The sequence below is a fragment of the Candidatus Arthromitus sp. SFB-turkey genome, from assembly GCF_001655775.1.
Classification (GTDB): domain Bacteria; phylum Bacillota; class Clostridia; order Clostridiales; family Clostridiaceae; genus Dwaynesavagella; species Dwaynesavagella gallinarum.
Map to the genome: position 1 here is coordinate 1 of NZ_LXFF01000027.1, position 20,302 is coordinate 20,302.

Genomic DNA, 20,302 nt, shown 5'->3' on the forward strand with positions numbered 1-20,302 from the left:
ATAAATTAAGTCAATAGTATTTTTATATTTTTTTATTTTTCAAAAAAGCAAAAGCATCAATTTAAGATACTTTTGCTTTATTCATATAGAACATTCAAGTATTTTTACATATAAATCTAATTTTTTAGAATCTTTTAAAGTAGATATTATTACATTCGGATAAAAAGATAATAGCTTTATAAACACTCTAGCAACAAAAATATTTTCTATACTCTTCTTATATATCTTACAAAGAGCATTCAAACTATTTTCATTGACATACTCATAAAATAAATTCATACTTTCATTATAGAATTTAGTTTCATTGGAAAGGATACTAATTATAAGATCAATATTTTGTGATATAAATATATTTTCATAATATTCATCCGCTTCTGAACTTTTAAATATTTTATTTATCTTTTTTAAAATTTCACTATATCTCATTTTAAAATTAGATTTTTTATTTATATCCACTTCATGGTTCAACTCTATATCTTTATGCTCTATTTCATTACCGTTTAATTTAACAAATTTATTTTCAAATAAATTATATATTTCTTCCAAAACTTCAAATTGTGTAAGCGACACAAAAGACTTAGTATATACTTCAAAACATTTGTTAAAAATCTCATATACTAGTACATCATTTTCTATAATTTTATTATTATCTTCCTTAAGCAACTTCATAATAGTCTTTAATTTTAAGGTGGTCATATTTACATCATTATAAATACTAGTACTATCTACGTGATCTAAAAAAACAATTATATAAACAAAAGCATACGAATTTAATTTTGTACCAAATCTATCTAAATATTTAAATATAATTTCCCTTAAACTATCAAGTTTTATATTACCTCTCACCATTTCCCATTTTATCACAAAAACATATGACTCATGAGAAGATAAAATGTATTCTTCATCTAAACACTTAAATTTTCTATAAACTTCATAAAAAATATCACCATAAGTTAATTTTGAAACAACATTCTTATAAACATCTTCATAAATTTTTTCATCTAATTCAAGCGAAAGCAATATACCAAATTTAAACCCTTCTTCATGTGGAGAATCATATATTAAAAAATCACATTCATCTTTTAATACACACTTATCAATACATAATTTCTTAATTTTTTCTAAAATATCAAATTTATAAACATCAAAATACTTGTTATTTATTAAAAATCTATAATAATCATCTCTATTTAAAGAATTTCTATTTTCAAAATAACTTTCTAATTTTTTTATTAATTCCTCTTTTTCATTTAAAACTTCAAAATCATATTCTTGATAAAAAATACTTTTAGCATGAAAATATTCCCTATCTATTCTTCTATAATAAACACCCTGCTCTTTTTCCAAAACAAACTTATAAAATGATTTCCCCTCAAAACTGTATGTATAAACATGTTCAATTTTTGAAACTAAATTTTTAATTAAGTTATACATTTGACTATTTTGAATTTTATTATTTCTACTCAATAAATTTATAACATCTTCAATTCCAGTAATATTAGTTCCACTATTTACTATATCATTAGTTATCCATAATAAATAATTAAATAACACCTCATCTCCATAAGTAAATTCTTCCAATATATTAGTATAAAATATCTTTATAAAATATATAAAATAATCTCTTTTATTATCAATTTCTTCAGATAATATAAGTTTCAAAATATATAAACATATTTCTTTATTAAAACCATACTTTTTACAATTATCACTAAACAAAATAACATAATTAAGTCCCGTTAAAAAAGAAAAACTTAATATATTTATAATATCCTGAGTGTTATTTGAAACCATAATACTTTCAATCTTGTCATACTTAAATACAGGTGAAACTAAGTATTTAACAATTTTTGTCACCTTTTTCACAACATCATAATCCATATAATCAAACATTAATCTTGAATATACACTTAAAATAACACTGCAATCTTCTTCATTAATCAGAAATTCAGTTAAATATTTCAAAAACGTATAAATAACATCTCTATTCTCTATAAATTTCTTATTTTTATCATCAATTTGCTCAATAAACACCAAATTATATTCTCTACAATAATTACTAAATAATTTTAGTGTAGCCAATATAAATTTCTTATCCTTTGACCAAAAATCATTCTCTGAATTTTTTGACAAATTAATTAGTGTTTTATTCAACTTAAATGTTAGAAACATAAGTATGGATATGTGCTCAACAGAATTATCAATAACATCTAAATAATCTTCTGAATATAGTATAAATTCTTTAACATATTTATCTAAATATTTAAATTCAACCATATCTTTCAAAAAATTTATGAGAAAATAAAAATCATCAAATGTTAAACTATTGTATTTTATAATATCATATATAAATTCCATAAATTTCTCTTGAGACAAATTTATAAAAACTCCAAAAATAGATATATAAAAACTTTCATAATCAAATATGTTTTCATTATATATATCCATAAAATCATCAAACATTAAAGATAATGATTTAATGGAAATTCCTCTATTATCTGAAGCCTCAGAATTTATATTTTCAAATAAAAATTTATTTAACTTCTGTTTATAAGAAATATTCTTTTCAATTATGTCATTTATATTTTTTATCAAATGATCTAATTCAAATATACAAAAATTAGAATTATCAAAAAATTCCAACAAATCATTAGAAGATATATCCCCATATAAATAAGATCTTATATTTTCAAAATAAATTAAATAACTATCCCCTTCATAATCACTTCCAAATTCATCAACCAATAATTTTGTAAACAAAGGAATATGTTCTGAATATCCAATATAAGCCATTAATCCCTAACTCCTTTCCAAAATTTTTTGGGCTATAAAATTTATATAACTACTACTTTCATCATAAAATTCTTGATAATCCATAATAATATTTAAAAAACTACTTCCAACAATTTCAAAATTAAAATCTTTATAAACTATACACAAGCTTCTAAACAAAATAATTCTAAAATCAAAATCATTTACAAGTTTAGTTAAATAAAACCTTTTCTCTAATTGACCTATAATAGAAGTAAAATACTCATAATCTCTAAATGCTCTTAAAATAAATTTTCCAAATTCTACAGAACTATACTCTTTATTAAATATTTCAGAAATTTTTTCACCTATATTAATATTTAGTTCATTATATATCATTATAATTTGTTTAACTTCTCTAAAATTTCTATCATAAAAAGCTTCTCTAAGTTTTACAAAAATAAAGTTTAAAAATTCATTCCCTAAATAAATTTCTTTTAAATCATCAAATAAATTTATATTTAAATAAATAAATTCCATATCAAGATTTTCATAATTTAAAAATCTTTCTTTAATAATATCTCTCATTTTATTTAAAACTAAATTCAAATCTTCATTTATATTTTTAAATTCATTAAATTTATCTTCAAATAAAAACCTATCACTAATATTATTTAAAGATTTTCTACAATTTGAAACATATCTAAGTAATATTTTAAAATTAAAATCATTTAAATCACGTAAATTTAAATCTTTAATATTAAACAAATAAAAACCCACAATAAATTTTCTATAACTATTACTATAAATTTTATTTAATCTATCTAATAATTCCGTAATATTCACATTCTTATAGACATACTTAAACAAATCAAAATACGTATAATTATCCTCAATATTATAATTTTTCAAAACAAAACTTGATATTTCTAAATAATCTATATCCTTACATAAAACATTTTTACAAAAATCAATAATTTGATTGAAATCAAAAACACTGAGAACAAAAATAGCTAAACTTATACTATTTACCGTTTCTCCTTTTTTTAATAACTCCATAAAAATAGAATATATTTTCTTAAAATTATTACAATCAATAACAACATTTCTACTTATGTAATCAAAAACTTTAAAAAATCTAAATTCATAGGAATCACATAAATAAATTAATTTTTCAAAATCAAAACTATTTATTGAAGTTTTAATATTCTCTAAAAACTCCAAATCTTCCTCATGAAAATCAAAAGCAAATTTTAATCTATAAAACCCATCTTTTATTAAAGATTGATTACTATTTACATTCTCAAATTTAAAGCTTTTTAAATATTTTATATTCTCTATTTCTTTCTTAACTTCATTACTAATTTTTTTATTGAATTTATTTCTTATGTAAATATCTTTCATTAAAAATTCTCCTAAAAGTAAATTTAGAAACCTTAGACCATTATATCAAATTAATTTATTATAACTAACTAGTTTTTAAATAAAATTTTTAATATTTGTTATTAATTACCATATTTATACTTAAAAATTAAATTATTTTAAATTACTGTACAATTTTATAACTTAAATGTATAATTTACTTATCACTTATTACAAATGAACCTATTTTCACTTTTTGTTTAGGAGAAATATTTATGATTAAGTATAAAATTCTTTCATCCTTGGAACTTCTTAATTTATCAAAACCAAGGGTCACATTAATATTAAAAGAGTTAATAGACAATCTCTTGCATTTAATTAATAATGGTTATTGTGAAAATTTATCTGATTTCAAAAATTTATGTGTACAATTAAAAAATAAAAATATCAGTGATATTTCTTCTTTTCTCACGCAAAATATTGTTGACTATAACATTAAACTAAATACATCTTCAAAAATAACTACAGCGGATATAGAACTTATTTTTAAAAATAATTTTCCTATAAATAAATTAAACATAAAAAATTTAGAATTATGAAAAAAATAGAATCACCTAATTAAAGATGATTCTATTTTTTGTATGAAAATCTAATATATTTTTAATAATTCTAACTTTCCTTTTATGGTATAATCCACATTTTGAAAAATATATAAAGTCTCTCCCTGATTTATAGAAATTTCATTTCCAAAATTATCTAATATTATCCCATCTCCACTTAAGCAAACGTAAACATTAAATTTATCTTTTGAATTATCTCTGTAAACATCTGAAACTAATATTTTTCCTACAACAAAATACGGAGTATTAAGTATTTCAAATTGTTCAATTTTTCCTGATTTTTCATCCCCATTAAAATTTATAACATCTAGTGCTTTATTTATGTGAACTTCTCTGTCTCTTCCCCAATCATAAATTCTATATGTTACATCACTACATTGCTGAATTTCTATTAATTTTATTCCTTTATCTATAGCATGTACTGTTCCTGCTTGTATGTATATCATATCACCTTTTTTTACATATTCTCTTTTTAAAAATCCCTCAATATCATTTCCACTATTAAGTATTTCTAAAAATTTTTCTCTATCTAATCCATCTTTTATTCCACAAATTAAACTAGCATCATCATCAGCTTCTACTATATACCAACATTCAGTTTTTCCATTATCATTTTCATGTTTTTGAGCATACTCATCAAAAGGATGAACTTGAACAGACAATGCATCATTTGCTTTTATCTCTTTTATCAAAATAGGTAATTCTTTTCCTAAATATTCAAATAAATTTTCTTCCTTCCCATCTATAAATGAATACCCATTTTTATGTGTGGACAGAATCCACTTTTCATATCCCCAAACTTTTTCAACATAATATGGTTTTAGTTTTATTATTTTATCCATAAACTCATCCCTCACTTTCTATAAAAAATAAAATAGCGATGTAACAAACTACAAACGCTATTTAAAATCATGGTGCAGGTAAAGGGACTTGAACCCATACGTGCATACGCACACTAGACCCTCAATCTAGCCTGTCTGCCAATTTCAGCATACCTGCAAATATACGTTAATTATAATTATAATTTTTACTATTGTCAATTAATTTATCTCCATAAAGAGCTTTATAAATATTATAATTTAAATTAATTTTCTTTATATAAAGTTCTGTTTCTTTAAACAGTATATAATCTAAATTCTTACCATCTTTTGAAAATTCTGGATTTTGTAACCATTTATTTACATTTCCTCTTCCTGCATTATACGCAGAAAGTATTAACATGTAATTATCATCAAACTCTTTTCTTAAATTATCTAAATACCAACATCCCATAAATATATTCTGTTCTGGATCATACAATTTATCTGGAGAAAATTCCACTAAATTCATTTGTTCTGCAATCCAATTTCCTGTAGATGGAGTTATTTGCATTAATCCTCGTGCATCTTTTACAGAAGTAGCCTTTTCATTAAAATTACTTTCTACCTTTATAACAGACATAACTAAATATTTATCCAAATCATACATTGCAGAATATTTTTCAATGTAACTATAATACTTAATAGGATACATCATCCTCAAAAGATTATTGAACACGAAAAACGTAATTATCAAACCAAATATTATTAAAAAAAACACCTTTAATTTACTCATAACTCATACCACCTATTTATAACGTTTTTAAAATAACACATAGGCGATGTATTTGTTGTCTTAAATATTCTTTTCCTTTTGAATTATCAACAATAAAATCCGCAAACTGTTTCTTAAAATCAATATCTATTTGAGAATTTATTCTTTTAATAGCATTTTCTTCATCTATTTTATCTCTATCTATAAGTCTTTTTAACTGTTCTTCTGCACTTACCCAAATCAATACAACATAATCCATTTCTTTATGTAAATTTTTTTCAATTAATAATGGAGCATCTAATATACACAATTTTTCATGATTTTTCTCGTGGAAGGAAAATTCTTCATTAATTTTATTAAAAATTTTATCCATTATAAAGTTCTCGTATCTAATTCTTTCATCCTCATAAGTAAATATATAATTTCCAAATTCTCTTTTTAAAATTTTATTATTATATACAAATTGATTTCCAAATTCCCTTTCAATATATCTAATAACTTCTTCATCTTCTCTTAAAATATTTTTCACAATCATATCAGAGTCAATAACTTTGAATCCATTCTCAAGTAGTATACTTACAGATGTACTTTTACCTGATGCAATACCACCAGTTAAACCAACTTTTTTCAAAATTAAACCCCCAAAATTTATTTAGCTTCAAACCAATTTTCACCATAAGATATATTGACAACAAGAGGTACTAACATATCTTTATAACATAATTCCATCTCTTCTTTTACAATATTTGAAACCTTATCTAACTCATTTTTAAAAACATTTAAAACAAGTTCATCATGCACTTGAAGTATTATTTTAGATTTTAAATTTTCACTATTTAATCTATTAAAAACTTTTATCATTGCAAGTTTTATAATATCTGCAGCACTTCCTTGAATAGGAGTGTTCATAGATAATCTTTCTCCAAGAGATTTCACTATTTTATTTGAAGATCTAATCTCTGGAATATTTCTAATTCTGTTAAAAATTGTTCTAACATACCCATTTTGTTTTGAAAATTCTATAATATTATCTAAATAGTATTTTACTCCAACATATCTAGCAAAATATTTATCCATGTATTCTTTTGCTTCTTTTCTTGAAATTTTCAAATCCTGAGAAAGTGCAAAATCGCTTATCCCATAAACTATACCAAAATTTACAGCTTTACATTTATTTCTCATTTCAGTTGTTACCTCATCTTCTTCAACAGAAAAAATTTCAGATGCGGTAATTTTATGTATGTCCAAATTATTTCTAAAAGCTTCTATCATTTGTTTATCTTCTGAAATATGAGCTAACACTCTAAGTTCTATTTGAGAATAATCAGCACTTAAAATAACACATTCTTCATTATCTGGAATAAAAACTTTTCTAATCTCTCTTCCTAACGGATACTTAATAGGAATATTTTGCAAATTAGGATCTGTACTTGATAATCTTCCAGTAACAGTTATTGTTTGATTAAAAGAAGTATGAATCTTTCCATCATTATCAATAACCTCAATTAATCCAGTTATATATGTAGATTGAAGCTTTGTAATTTGTCTATAATTAATTATCTCATTTATAATATCATGTTTATCTATTAAAGCTTCAAGCACATCAGCATTTGTTGAATAACCTGTTTTAGTCTTTTTTATAACAGGTAAATCTAATTTCTCAAACAAAATTTTTCCTAATTGTTTAGGAGAATTTATATTAAATTCCTCTCCTGCTAAATCATATATCTTTTCAGAATACTCTTTTATTTTAATTTCAAACTTTTCTTTTAAATAATTCAAAGTATTTAAACATACCTTAAATCCTTCTAATTCAGTTTTAGCCAAAACTAAGGACAAAGGATTTTCTATTTCAAAATATAAATCCTCCATATTATTTTCTTCTATCTTGTTTTTTAAAATATTATAAATTTTTTCAAAACAACAAATTCCTAAATATTTTTTATCTTCATTTAAATATGTATTTGCATAATTGCTACACAAACTAAGAACATCACATTCTTTACCTGGATTTATCAAATATTCTGCAAGTATTATATCAAAAATAACATTATTAATTTCTTTATTGTGTTTAAACATAATTTTATAAATAATCTTAGAATTAAAACAAACTTTTTTAACTTCACAGGAAAATATTTTTGAAATTAAATCAAAATTTTCCTCTATTAATTCTCTACATATTAAATAACTTTCATTATTAAAATTCAAATATATATTTTCAAAGTCAAGATTAGATACCTTATCTCCTCTTGTATCACAATCTAAGTATAAAATTCTTGCATTTTTATGTATGTTTTTTACTAAATTCTCTAATTCCTCAATATTATTAACTTTATTTATATGTAAATTTTCATTTTCACTACTTGTTTTATCTCCAAAACCAATTTTACTCATAATTGATTTCAGTTCATACTCTTTATATAATTCAACCACTTTATTTAATTCAAAATCTTTATAAATTTTAAGCTCATCAAAATTAAATTCAATAGGAACCTCTCTATTTATTCTACTTAATTTCTTAGATAAAAAAGCTAAATCCATATGTTCTATTAAATTGTTTTTAACTTTTCCTTCTTTCATAGAATCTATATTTTCATAAATATTTTCGATAGATTTGTATTCCTTAATTAAATTTATAGCTCCCTTTTCTCCAATTCCAGATACTCCAGGTATATTATCAGACTTGTCTCCCATAAGAGCTTTAACATCAATAAATTCACTTGATGTTACTCCATAAGTCTCAATCATTTTCTTATTATCATAAATTTCTTTATCTGATATTCCCTTTTTTGTTATAATTACTTTTGTTATATCAGAACAAAGTTGAAGAGCATCTTTATCTCCAGTTATTATTATAGGTTCAAATCCCATCTCTTCAAAAATTTTCGAAAAAGTTCCAATTAAATCATCTGCTTCAAAACCATCAAGTTCAAAAATATTTATGTTCATAGCTCTTAAAATTTCTTTTAAAGGATCTAATTGCTCTCTTAATTCATTTGGCATGGATTTTCTACCAGCTTTATACTCTTTATACTCTAAATGTCTAAAGGTTTTTGCTTTTCTATCAAATGTAGCAACTACATATTTTGCATCAAACTCCTCTTGCATTTTAAAAAACATAGTTAAATATCCAAGTATTCCATTTGTATGAATACCTTTTGAGCTTGTTAAAAGTGGAAGTGCATAAAACGCTCTATTTAAAAGACTGTTACTATCAAGTATTAAAATTTTTTCCATAGTTTACCTCTTTAAACGTAAATACTTATCTTTAAATTTACAATAATTAAAAATAATTTTCAATTTTATAAAAGGAGATTTATATGTTAAATATTTTTTTATCTATAGGTATAATAATCATAATTTTATTAAACATATTTTTGATTTTATGTTTCCGAGAATACATATACAAATTTCAAACAAATAACTATTTAAACAAAATATCAAACATAGAAAACATAATTTCAAAAATTGATTCTAAAATCACGAATTATGTTTCAAATACTGAAAAAAATCTACGTGATGAAATTAGAAATCAAATTATGGCATTAATAGAAATTTTAAATAATAGGTTAAACGAAATTAATATAAATTTAAACTCTTCCATAAATTCATTAAGAAATCAATCAAATATAGATTCGAAAATGAATAGAGATGAACTTTCAAATTCATTTGAAAAAATTTCTACAAACCTTGAAAAACAATTAAATATTATTAACACCACTCAAAATAATCTTATTATATCTACAGAAAAAAAACTTGATATAATGCGTGATACCGTTGATGAAAAACTTCAGAAAACTCTTGAAAATAGAATATCAAAATCTTTCGAATTCGTAAGTAAAAGATTAGAATTTGTACATAAAGGAATAGGTGAGATGAACACTCTTGCAGTTTCAATAAACGATCTTAGAAAAATTTTATCAAACGTAAAAACTAGGGGAATAATAGGAGAATATCAATTAGAAAATATACTTTCTCAAACACTTAATGAAAATCAATATTGTAAAAATGTTATAACAAAACAAAACTCAAAAGATAGAGTTGAATTTGCTTTAAAAATACCAACTAAAAATTCTAATGAACAAATACTACTTCCAATTGATTCAAAATTTCCAATTGAAAACTACGCTAATTTATTAAACGCATATGAAACTTCAAATAAAGAAGAGATTTCAAAATTTTCAAAATTATTAGAAACATCTATTAAAAAATTTTCAAAAGATATAAGCGAAAAATATATAGATATAAACAACACAACAGACTTTGCAATATTATTTCTTCCAATAGAAAGCCTATACTCTGAAATATCTAAAAGAGTACATTTAATAGAATTCATACAAAGAGAATACAAAATAATTATAACTGGTCCTACAACACTATACGCATTATTAAACAGTTTAAACTTAGCATTTAAAACAATATCCATAGAAAAACATTCGAGCAAAGTTTGGAAAGTATTAGGAGAGGTAAAAAAAGAATTTGAAAGTTTCTCAAATATACTAGAAAAAGCAAAAGATAAACTAGAACAGGCAACAAACGATTTAAATTCTCTATCAACAACTAAAACAAAAAAGATACAAAATAAACTTAAAAACGTAGAATCTTTACCATACAATTAAAAATTTAACATGAGTTCTAATTTTAGAACTCATGTTTTTATATGTACACTTAATTGTGAAAAAATGAACATTCCTCAAGTTCCTTTAAAATACTATTTGGTATTTCTCCATATATTTTACATTCATTGTTTTCACCTCTATTTTTACAATCATAACAATTAATGCTTCTTATTATAACATCAATATTATTGTTAATTATGTCATTATTGTTCACTTAGACACCCCTCAAAATTATAATAACTTAAAACACAAATAAACTCTTCATCAACAACTTAAAAATATTATACTATATTAATTTTAAAAAATTTGTTTTTTTATGCCTTAAATTTGCAAATATTTTTCTTAATTTCTTCAAATATCCATTCCAAATTTATATTTTCAAAAGTATATTCTATAAAATCTTTATTCCTATCAAGCTCATTTTCAAAATATATAAGCGTGTAATATTCCTGATTATTTTGTGGCACAAAATTAATTACATTGTTAAATAATTCATTAAATTTATACTTTACATTATTAAAAAGCTCTTCTACATTTTCTAAAAATATAAACTTAACATTGAACTTTTCAATTAAAACTTTTAAATCAATTAAAGCTTGTTTAATTTCATTACTTAAACTAAAATACTCTAAATTAAAATATGAATTTATATTATTTAAAATTATGTTTACAAGTCTATCAAAATATTTTTTTATATCCAAAAATTCCTCATCATCTATAGTATCATACAAATTATAAAACTCACTTACAAATAAAAAATATTTAAAATTATAATTATAAAATTCAAAATCTCTTAAAGAATTATAACTATACATTAAATTAAAAAGCTTATTTTTAAATATCTCATTCTCTATTAAAATCTCTTTAAAATCTTTTATAACACAAAAATAATTTATAGCGTTATCCATATTAACATTTGAATAAATTATTCTAATATTTAAATTATCTATTATAGAAAAATCTCTTACTCCTATAATATCAAACAATTCTAAACTAAATTTTAAAAGCCCTATAACATCCTTAATATTATTTGAACATATAATTTCAAACAAATTACACTTTAAATTACTTTCATATTCTTCCTGTGTATAACTAACTTTTATATTTAATTTTTTCAAAATTCCTACAAAGTTTTTCAAATTAGAATAACAACTTATATTATTAAACAAGTCTTTAACAATATTAAGTTCATTTTTTAATTTACTTAATAAGAAGTCCTCAACAACTAAATTTTTTATACAAAAACTTCCATCTTCACATATAGAAATAAATTCATCTTCAAGTTTTTTAAATGATTCCAAAATACTCTCATTAAAATCTTTATTTTCCCTTAAAATATGTTTACCTAAAAAATAATTTTTCGTAATTTTTAACCACATATCTATATGATTTAAATTATTAATAACTACAGAAAATAAAATAAACTTATCCATATAGAAAAATCTAGAATATACATCTTCAAAAGTATTAGTTACTTCTTTTAGGTTACTACCTAAAATATTTAAAATATCATCTTTATAATCATTTAAATTTTCACATAAAGCAAAATGAGAAATTTTATCTTTTGTAAAATCTCTTATATTCACAATTAAAAACTTATTTTTTGAATTAGTTATTCTATCTAAATAACTTTTAAATTTTAATAATTTAAAATTAATTTTTCCAAAAAAATCATTTAAATAAAATATCTGAGCTTTATCACCTAAATAAATTTCATCTAATTCATCCACGCAACTTATTTTAAAAACACTCAAATCTAAATTTTCATTACCATAAAAAAACCTATAAATAACTTCAATACAAATCTCTTCTCTAATTTTGTTATCAAATCCATAAACAATCAAAACATTTTCATTACGAATTTTATTCAAAAATTTATCAAATAAATAACTCTCACTACAACCAAATAATTTATTCCTAAAACTACCATTTTTTATATTAAAAATGATTTCCTCACTTATATTAAACTTAAACATATTATCTCAAAATACCTTCTATAATTTCGCAAAAATGTAACTTCTAATTGATTTCATTAAATTAATTTAACATATTTCAAAAAAAAAATAAACACTTATAAAACCATATAAGTGTTCATTTTTAAATTCTATGTATTAACATTTTAACAAAATTTATACTTAAAACTAAAGGAGTAATAACAATAATTAAAATTAAAGTGTATATAATTCCAACTAAATTCAAATTTATTCCATTTAAAAATTCACCACTCAATATAAAACTAAATACACCTTCATTATAAAGTATGTAATAAATAGGCATATGAAAAGCAAAATAATACAATGAATTTCTACCAATAAACCTTAAAATATTTATCCATTTTAAAATATAAGATAAAAACAAATAAGTAAATACCCCTGTTAAACTTATAAATACATGAAAAAGATATGATATTAAAGCGATCCAAAAACCAAAGTCGTAATATATAATATCTGCATGCTCTATTAAATTAAATAAATTCATAACATTAATTGTTATAGATACAACAAAAACTAAAAATAAATTTTTAAAAAAATGTAAAAAATCTCTATTTGAATATGTAACAACATTTGCAAATAAATCCCCAATGAAATAATAAATAATAAAATACAAAGAGGCATCAAAGCTCCAAGGAAGAGTATACAAAGATCCTGTAGTCCTAAAAATTACGACTCCAATAAATCCAAATACAAATACTAAAATAAAAATTACATAATTATTAAATATACATTTCAAAACATAATAAATAATTTCTACAGTAAAAAACGAAGTTAAAAACCATAATGGTACATTAATATAAATTTTATTTCTTTTAGATATTAAAAGAGAATTCGCTATATCTAAAACATCATAACTCTCCCCCAAATATCTGTTATATAAAATATATACAATAGATGACAATATTCCTAAAATAAAATAAGGAACAAGAACTCTTTTTATTTTTTTCTTTAAATAATCCCAAAATGAATTAATTAAATGAGCATCTCTATATAAAAAACCACCAACAAAATAAAATATAGCTAATTGAAATGAAAAAATATAAGAATATATCTCTCCTTTAATCGGCATATGTCCAAGTATAACAAAAAACACACCAAAAGCCTTAAATACATCTATAAAGTCAAATCGTCTCAAATTTTAATCATCCTTAATCTATTTTAAAAACTCTTCTTAAAAAATAAAAATGCAATACTAACTAATTATAGTATTACATTTTTAATTTTTATTATAACTACAATCTATGTACAATCTCACCATTAATTATAGTATATAAACATTTTGAATCAGAAAATAATGCACTTTTATCAAAAATTACAATATCTGCATCTTTTCCTTTTTCAATACTTCCAACTTTATCTTGTATATTTACAATTTCAGCTGCATTAATTGTAATTGCTTTAAGAGCATCTAGTTCGCTTAATCCTGTATTTTTAGTTGCAAGCCCTGCACAAATTGGAAGATATTCTTGCTCTATTACTGGATGATCAGTAACTATAGCAACCTTTACTCCTTTATTTATTAAAACAGATGGTGTATCAAAAGTTTTATTTCCTAATTCTATTTTTGATGCGTGAGTCATTGTAGGACCAACTATAGCTGGAAAACCTGACTCTTTTATTTTATCTGCAATTAAATGTCCTTCAGTGCAGTGATCTAAAGTTAAATCTAAATCAAATTCTTTTGCAATTCGTATAGCTGTTAAAATATCATCTGCCCTATGACAATGAGCTTTTAAAGGAATTTCTTTCTTAAGAACAGGTATCATAGCTTCATATTTTAAATTAAATTCTGTAAATACTTCATTTTTTGATTCTGCTTTTTCCTTTTTAGCTAAATAATTTTTTGACTCCACTATTAAACTTCTTAAAAGCGCCGCAGTCCCCATACGAGTCATTGGCATTTTAGATTTTGAATTGTAAACCCTCTTTGGATTTTCTCCAAATGCTACTTTCATACCTATAGGATTTTTAACAACCATTTCATCTATACAAGTTCCATAAGTTTTAAACGCTCCAAATGTTCCACCACAAACATTTGCACTTCCAGGTCCAGAAACAACTACAGTAACCCCTCCTTCTCTAGCATGCTTAAAACTAATATCCATAGGATTTATTCCATCTATTCCTCTCATGTGCGGAGTTATTGGATCTGTCATTTCATTTCCATCAGCTCCTTCAAATCCCATTCCCCATTCATACAATCCCATATGTCCATGTACATCAATAAATCCTGGATAAACAAATTCTCCATTAAGTTTTATAACTTCCTCATTATTTATAGGTGATAAATCATTTCCAATCTCAACTATTTTACCTTTATCTATTCTTATATCTCCAGAATTTAAAATTCCAAAATTACTCATAGTATAAACTTTACCATTTTTAATTAACATCTCAAATCCCTCCTATATATAACTAATTTTTACATTTCATTATACACCCATATAAAATAATTTAATAGTCCTGCATAACTTAACCATAATAAATATATCAAAATAATTAATGATGCAATTTTTGAATTTTTAAAAAACCTTATTCCTAAATAAATACATAAAACAATTAAAACTATTATTATTAAAAAACCTATGCCATAAAGTCTTTGTGCAAAAAATATATAACTCCATGAAAAATTTATAAACATTGATATAAAATATATTAAAAAATCTCTTCCACCTTTTTTATAATTTAAAAAAATTGCAACAGCCAGTAAAAAATATAAAATACTCCAAACTATCGGAAACACAATACTAGGTGGTGAAAACCAAGGTTTTTCTAAAGAATTATATACTAACTTTTGATCTCCTGAAAGTAAGCTTGATATGTATCCTCCCAAAAAATTAAATATTAAAATAAAAATCAAAACTCTTAAATTATTTAATTTTTCTTTCACAAATATCACTACCTTTTTTTATTTTTTAATATATTATTATAATCTAATTGCTTTTATACAAAAAAATAATTGGAAGCTAAACCTCCCAATTATTTTTTTATTCTCTATGTTCATGATTAAATATATGTTCACTACAATATTCATAACTTCCATTACATTTAGAACAATATCTAAACTCTAAATTTTCATCATCTTTTTCAGTCTTTTTACATTCACAACATCTATGTCTTGAAATTTTAGAATCTTCAAATTTTAAAACCTTGGACTCAAAAACTTGTCTCCTTTTTGTAGCTTTAATTCCACTTTTTGTATTTTTCAAAAAATATGGCAAAAAGAATATTAAAAAATTTAAAATTGGAGCAATTACTATAAATTTAATTTGCCAAAAACTAGTTGTAAAGAATTTATAACCTAATATAGTCAAAGTAACTATAGCTAAATATTTCATTTTTATTGGAAAAACCATAAATAAATATAACATATGATCTGGATTTAAAACTGCATAAGCCAAAAATAAAGACATATTTAAATCTGAAACTCCAACAACTGGTATATTAAATATCATTGCTGTTACACTACTTATCAATACCCCTGAAAAATAATATAAATTAAATTTAAATGTTCCCCAATAATTTTCAAGTTCTCTACCAATATAAAAATAGAACATCAATACAAATATTAAAAAGAATGGATTAAAAGTTGGAGGTATAAAAATATAACTTATAACTCTCCAAATCTCTCCTTGAAGCACACGACTAGGAATAAGTGCAAGTGCTAAAGACAAATTAATGTTTCCAAACATAGATAATAAATAAACCAAAATATTCGCAGAAATTATTACAAACATTAAGTTTTTAATTCCAAAGTTTCTGTACTTATGTTTAATTTTTGAAGCCTTCATAAAAAGCCTCCTTCCTGAAACTAGCTATCACATTATAACAAAACTACTTTATATCAGATAATATTGCCTTTAAAAATTCCCAAACTTTTTTTGTTGAACCTATAGAAACCCATTCACCTGGAGTATGATTATCTTTAATGATTGGACCAAAGGATACCATATCAAGATGTGGTAATTTTTCCTTTATAAGTCCACATTCAACTCCTGCATGAATAGCATAAACTTCCATTTCATCATTAAACATTTTTTTATAAACTCTTTGAGCAATCTCTCTAATTTCTGAATTTTTATCATATTCCCAACCTGGATATGATGCAGATTCTTTTGTTACAGCTCTAAAAGCACGACTTAAAACATCTATTTCCCTAACAACATTATATTTTGCAGAATCTATAGAACTTCTAATAGCATTTTTAAAAATTACAGTATCTCCATCATATTCAATAACTCCAAAATTATTAGAAGTTATAACCAAATCTTTTATAGCAATACTTTGAGTTTTTACTCCATTTGGAATTAAGTACATTAAATCTATTAAATCTTTAGAATCTTTAACTGTAATCATATTATTTTTTAAAGGTTTATCATTTTTAGAAACTATAACATTAAATTCTTCTTCACATTCTAACTCTTTTTTTATAACTTCTTCTACAGATTTAACAGCTAAAATTATATTGTCAACATCACTAGAATCAACAGCTATTTGACAATCTGCTTCCCTTGGAATTGCATTATCTTTAGCACCACCGCTTAAAGATACAATATTTATGTTAGTATAATTTTTCTCTATATTTATCAAAATTCTTCCAAGTATTTTATTTGCATTTCCTCTTTCTTTATTAATATCAATTCCAGAATGTCCACCTTTTAATCCTCTTACTTTTATTGTAACAATCTCTCCTTGAATCTCTTCATGATTAACCTTTTTTGTCACAGAAGCTCTAAGTCCTCCAGAACAACTCACTAAAAGTTTAGAGTCATATGTTGAATCAATATTTATTAAATATTTACCTCTAAAAAAACTAGGATCAAAAGTTTTAGCACCATTCATAGAAGTTTCTTCATCAACAGTTATTAAAGCTTCTATTTCAGGGTGAGGTATATCTTTTGATGCCATAAGTGCCATTATATATGCTACAGCTATACCATTATCTGCTCCTAATGTTGTATCTGTTGCATAAATTTTTCCATCAATAACTCTAAGTTTTAAAGGATCTTTTTTAAAATCGTGTATTGTTCCCTCATTTTTTTCACAAACCATATCCATATGACCTTGTAAAATAACAGTTTTTCCATTTTCATATCCAGGTGTTGCTTTCTTTCTCATATAAATATTTAAATTTTCATCTTGTACTACTTCTAAATTCAATGTTTTTGCAAAATTTAATAAATAATCACTAATTTGTTTTTCTTCCTTAGATGCTCTTGGAATTTTACTTATATCCTCAAAATATTTTAAAACCTCTTTAGGCTCGATATTTTCTAAAACCCTACTCATAATATAAATTCTCCTTAAACAATTATTTTAACTTTGAAAAAATATCCTTAAAAACATCTCCAAGAGTACTATTTGAAACTTCATTATCTACATAAGTAGAATCATTTTCTTCTTCAAAAACTTTTTTATAACTTAAAGATATTTTTTCATCTTCCCCGTTTATAGATAAAATTTTAGCTTTTATTTTATCTCCTACCTTAAATGATTTATTCAAATTTACCATATCATCTGAAATTTCACTTACATGTATAAAACCTGTTAATTCGTCATTTAAAGATACAATAATTCCTGAAGATACAATTTTTAAAACAGTAACATCATATATATTTCCTTCTATGAAATCATTTTTATATTCTAAAAATGGGCTATAATTTGAATCTTTCATAGTTAATAATACTTTGTTATTTTCCTTATCATAATTTAAAACATAAACATTAACCTTGTCCCCAACTTTAACCAAATCATTAATATTAAATTTTTGCTTGTGAGTCATTTCAGATTTATGTACAAATCCTTGAACTCCTCCAATATCTAAAAAGATTCCAAAATCCTTTATATTTTTAACTGTTCCTAAAAATTTATCTCCAACATTTATTCTACTTAAAAGTTCTCTCTTATTTTTTTCAATTTTCTCTTGCTCTATTTCCTTTCTTGAAAATACAACTTTATTTTTACTCATATCAAATTCAATTAAAACAACTTCTAAAACTTTATTTAAATAATCACTCAAATTAACTTTATTAATTGAAACTCTTGATTTTGGAATAAATCCTCTAACTCCTTTAAAGTCACAAACAAGTCCTGCATTTACTTCTTCTTTAACAAAAACTTCAACCTTTTTACCATTTTTATAAATTTCTCTAAGCTCATTAATAGCATTCTCATAATAAGCTTTTTTCTCAGATAATAATACATTTCCAAATCCATCATCTAATGAAACAACAAACACATCTATTTGCTGACCTTTTAAATATGTTTCTCCAACTACTATATCTTTTAAAAGTTCTTCTTTCCTTACAATTCCGTCACAAAAATAATTTATATTAACAACAATTTCATCTTTTAATGAAGAAATTATTTCTCCTTTTAGTATGCTTCCCTTTTTTATTTTTTTAAAACTTAAAGAATCATCCATTAGTTCTTCCATTATTTTTTTATCTCTATCCATAGCTAAAATGTATTTATAAAAATAAATTTATATAAATACATCCCCACCTCCTAAAACAAACTTCTTTATACATTTTAACACTTTAAAAAAAAAATTAAAACAATTTAAATTTGTATTTACACATTAAAATTTTTATTAAATGAACTAAAGACATTTATTTCTAAAACGACAATAAATACTATAGTTAAAAAAATTACTAAGGAGAGTGCTTATGGGAAGAAATAATCGTGATTATAAAATTAAGGATAAGAATTTAACTAAAAACAAGAAAAATGCAAAATTAAATAAAAGTATTGCTCTTACATTAGCTGGTATGGCTGCTATTGGAGCAGGGGCAGCAATTGGAGGACAAAATCAAGATGCTCAAGCTATGATGGGAAGAGTTGGAAGTATGGCAGCTAAAATGGTTAAAGGAGGAACAATAACTAGAATTCCTGGATCAACTGGAAAAATAAGTTCTTCTTCTGGAGTTAAAATCGGGACTTCAAGAGTATTACACGGAGCTCCTGGGTCTATAAATTCTGGAAGAATAGGATCTAATGGAACTCAATTTGCAGGACTTCCAAAAACTTCTGAAAGTTCAGGAATGTTAAATAAAAACACTTCACCTACTGCTCCAAAAACTCAAACTTCAACTTTAACAACAACAACTTCAACTTCAAGCTCAGCTGGATCATTAACGTCAACAGGTGGTAAAGGAACTCCAAAATTATCAAATGTAGGTTCACTTGGAGATAAAACAAAACCATTTCAAGGTGGAAATGCTAGTAGCTTAACATTAAAAGACGGAGGCTTAAATCAACAGGCTTATAGCCAACAGAAAAATACTGGAGGACCTGTTTTTACTACAGAAGGATTTCATAGAAAATAATTAAACTCAAACTTTATCTATAAATTTCAAAAATAAATTAAGGAGAGTTAGCCTAT

17 protein-coding genes and 1 tRNA gene are annotated in these 20,302 nt (G+C 23.2%); 3 read left to right on the forward strand and 15 right to left on the reverse strand.

Annotation, left to right across the window (positions count from 1 at the left end):
* Nucleotides 1–81: 81 nt before the first annotated feature.
* Together A6P36_RS05305 and A6P36_RS05310 are read right to left on the reverse strand one after the other, a co-directional pair.
* A complete protein-coding gene (locus A6P36_RS05305; protein ID WP_066761703.1) occupies nt 82–2,793 on the reverse strand; it encodes a hypothetical protein in 2,712 nt (903 codons plus the stop codon).
* Between the two features lie 6 nt (nt 2,794–2,799).
* Nucleotides 2,800–4,155, reverse strand: a complete 1,356-nt coding sequence (locus A6P36_RS05310; RefSeq protein WP_066761705.1) for a hypothetical protein — start codon at nt 4,153–4,155, stop codon at nt 2,800–2,802.
* A gap of 233 nt (nt 4,156–4,388) precedes the next feature.
* Between A6P36_RS05310 and A6P36_RS05315 the strand changes: the two genes are divergently transcribed.
* Entirely contained in the window at nt 4,389–4,712 is a 324-nt protein-coding gene (locus tag A6P36_RS05315) for a hypothetical protein (protein WP_066761707.1), read from the forward strand.
* A 50-nt stretch (nt 4,713–4,762) separates the two neighbouring features.
* On the opposite strand, the gene A6P36_RS05320 is transcribed toward A6P36_RS05315, so the two are convergent.
* The 5 genes from A6P36_RS05320 to polA all read right to left on the reverse strand — a co-directional run bounded on the left by A6P36_RS05320 (nt 4,763) and on the right by polA (nt 9,542).
* Nucleotides 4,763–5,575 carry a class I mannose-6-phosphate isomerase gene (locus A6P36_RS05320; protein ID WP_066761712.1) on the reverse strand — a complete coding sequence of 271 codons (813 nt, stop codon included), beginning with the start codon at nt 5,573–5,575 and terminating at the stop codon, nt 4,763–4,765.
* A gap of 70 nt (nt 5,576–5,645) precedes the next feature.
* Nucleotides 5,646–5,732 (reverse strand) — tRNA-Leu (locus A6P36_RS05325).
* A 9-nt stretch (nt 5,733–5,741) separates the two neighbouring features.
* The gene (locus tag A6P36_RS05330; protein ID WP_066761714.1) at nt 5,742–6,326 is read right to left on the reverse strand and encodes a lytic transglycosylase domain-containing protein; all 585 of its coding nucleotides are present in this window, start codon (nt 6,324–6,326) and stop codon (nt 5,742–5,744) included.
* Between the two features lie 16 nt (nt 6,327–6,342).
* A complete protein-coding gene (coaE, locus tag A6P36_RS05335) occupies nt 6,343–6,936 on the reverse strand; it encodes a dephospho-CoA kinase (protein WP_066761716.1) in 594 nt (197 codons plus the stop codon).
* A 17-nt stretch (nt 6,937–6,953) separates the two neighbouring features.
* A complete protein-coding gene (polA, locus tag A6P36_RS05340; protein WP_066761718.1) occupies nt 6,954–9,542 on the reverse strand; it encodes a DNA polymerase I in 2,589 nt (862 codons plus the stop codon).
* Between the two features lie 83 nt (nt 9,543–9,625).
* Here polA and A6P36_RS05345 point away from each other — a divergent pair, with 83 nt between their 5' ends.
* Nucleotides 9,626–10,924 (forward strand): DNA recombination protein RmuC, encoded by a 1,299-nt coding sequence (locus tag A6P36_RS05345; RefSeq protein ID WP_066761720.1) that lies wholly within the window; start codon nt 9,626–9,628, stop codon nt 10,922–10,924.
* A gap of 49 nt (nt 10,925–10,973) precedes the next feature.
* Here A6P36_RS05345 and A6P36_RS08225 read toward each other — a convergent pair whose 3' ends face one another.
* From A6P36_RS08225 to A6P36_RS05380, 8 genes are all read right to left on the reverse strand, one after another.
* Nucleotides 10,974–11,138 (reverse strand): hypothetical protein, encoded by a 165-nt coding sequence (locus tag A6P36_RS08225; RefSeq protein ID WP_191335949.1) that lies wholly within the window; start codon nt 11,136–11,138, stop codon nt 10,974–10,976.
* 100 nt (nt 11,139–11,238) lie between these two features.
* The gene (locus A6P36_RS05350; protein WP_066761723.1) at nt 11,239–12,900 is read right to left on the reverse strand and encodes a hypothetical protein; all 1,662 of its coding nucleotides are present in this window, start codon (nt 12,898–12,900) and stop codon (nt 11,239–11,241) included.
* A 121-nt stretch (nt 12,901–13,021) separates the two neighbouring features.
* Complete coding sequence (locus tag A6P36_RS05355; RefSeq protein WP_066761725.1) at nt 13,022–14,053, reverse strand: acyltransferase family protein; 1,032 nt, start codon at nt 14,051–14,053, stop codon at nt 13,022–13,024.
* A gap of 97 nt (nt 14,054–14,150) precedes the next feature.
* Nucleotides 14,151–15,311, reverse strand: coding sequence for an amidohydrolase (locus tag A6P36_RS05360; protein WP_066761729.1), 1,161 nt, complete (start codon nt 15,309–15,311; stop codon nt 14,151–14,153).
* A 29-nt stretch (nt 15,312–15,340) separates the two neighbouring features.
* Nucleotides 15,341–15,808 (reverse strand): TspO/MBR family protein, encoded by a 468-nt coding sequence (locus tag A6P36_RS05365; protein ID WP_066761731.1) that lies wholly within the window; start codon nt 15,806–15,808, stop codon nt 15,341–15,343.
* A gap of 97 nt (nt 15,809–15,905) precedes the next feature.
* A complete protein-coding gene (locus A6P36_RS05370; protein WP_066761733.1) occupies nt 15,906–16,709 on the reverse strand; it encodes a rhomboid family intramembrane serine protease in 804 nt (267 codons plus the stop codon).
* A 43-nt stretch (nt 16,710–16,752) separates the two neighbouring features.
* On the reverse strand, nt 16,753–18,207 hold the full coding sequence (locus A6P36_RS05375) for an aminoacyl-histidine dipeptidase (RefSeq protein ID WP_066761735.1): 1,455 nt from the start codon (nt 18,205–18,207) through the stop codon (nt 16,753–16,755).
* A 22-nt stretch (nt 18,208–18,229) separates the two neighbouring features.
* A complete protein-coding gene (locus A6P36_RS05380) occupies nt 18,230–19,354 on the reverse strand; it encodes a 30S ribosomal protein S1 (protein ID WP_242861669.1) in 1,125 nt (374 codons plus the stop codon).
* Between the two features lie 232 nt (nt 19,355–19,586).
* On the opposite strand from A6P36_RS05380, the gene A6P36_RS05385 reads away from it, so the two are divergent.
* On the forward strand, nt 19,587–20,246 hold the full coding sequence (locus A6P36_RS05385; RefSeq protein ID WP_066761739.1) for a hypothetical protein: 660 nt from the start codon (nt 19,587–19,589) through the stop codon (nt 20,244–20,246).
* Nucleotides 20,247–20,302: the final 56 nt, after the last annotated feature.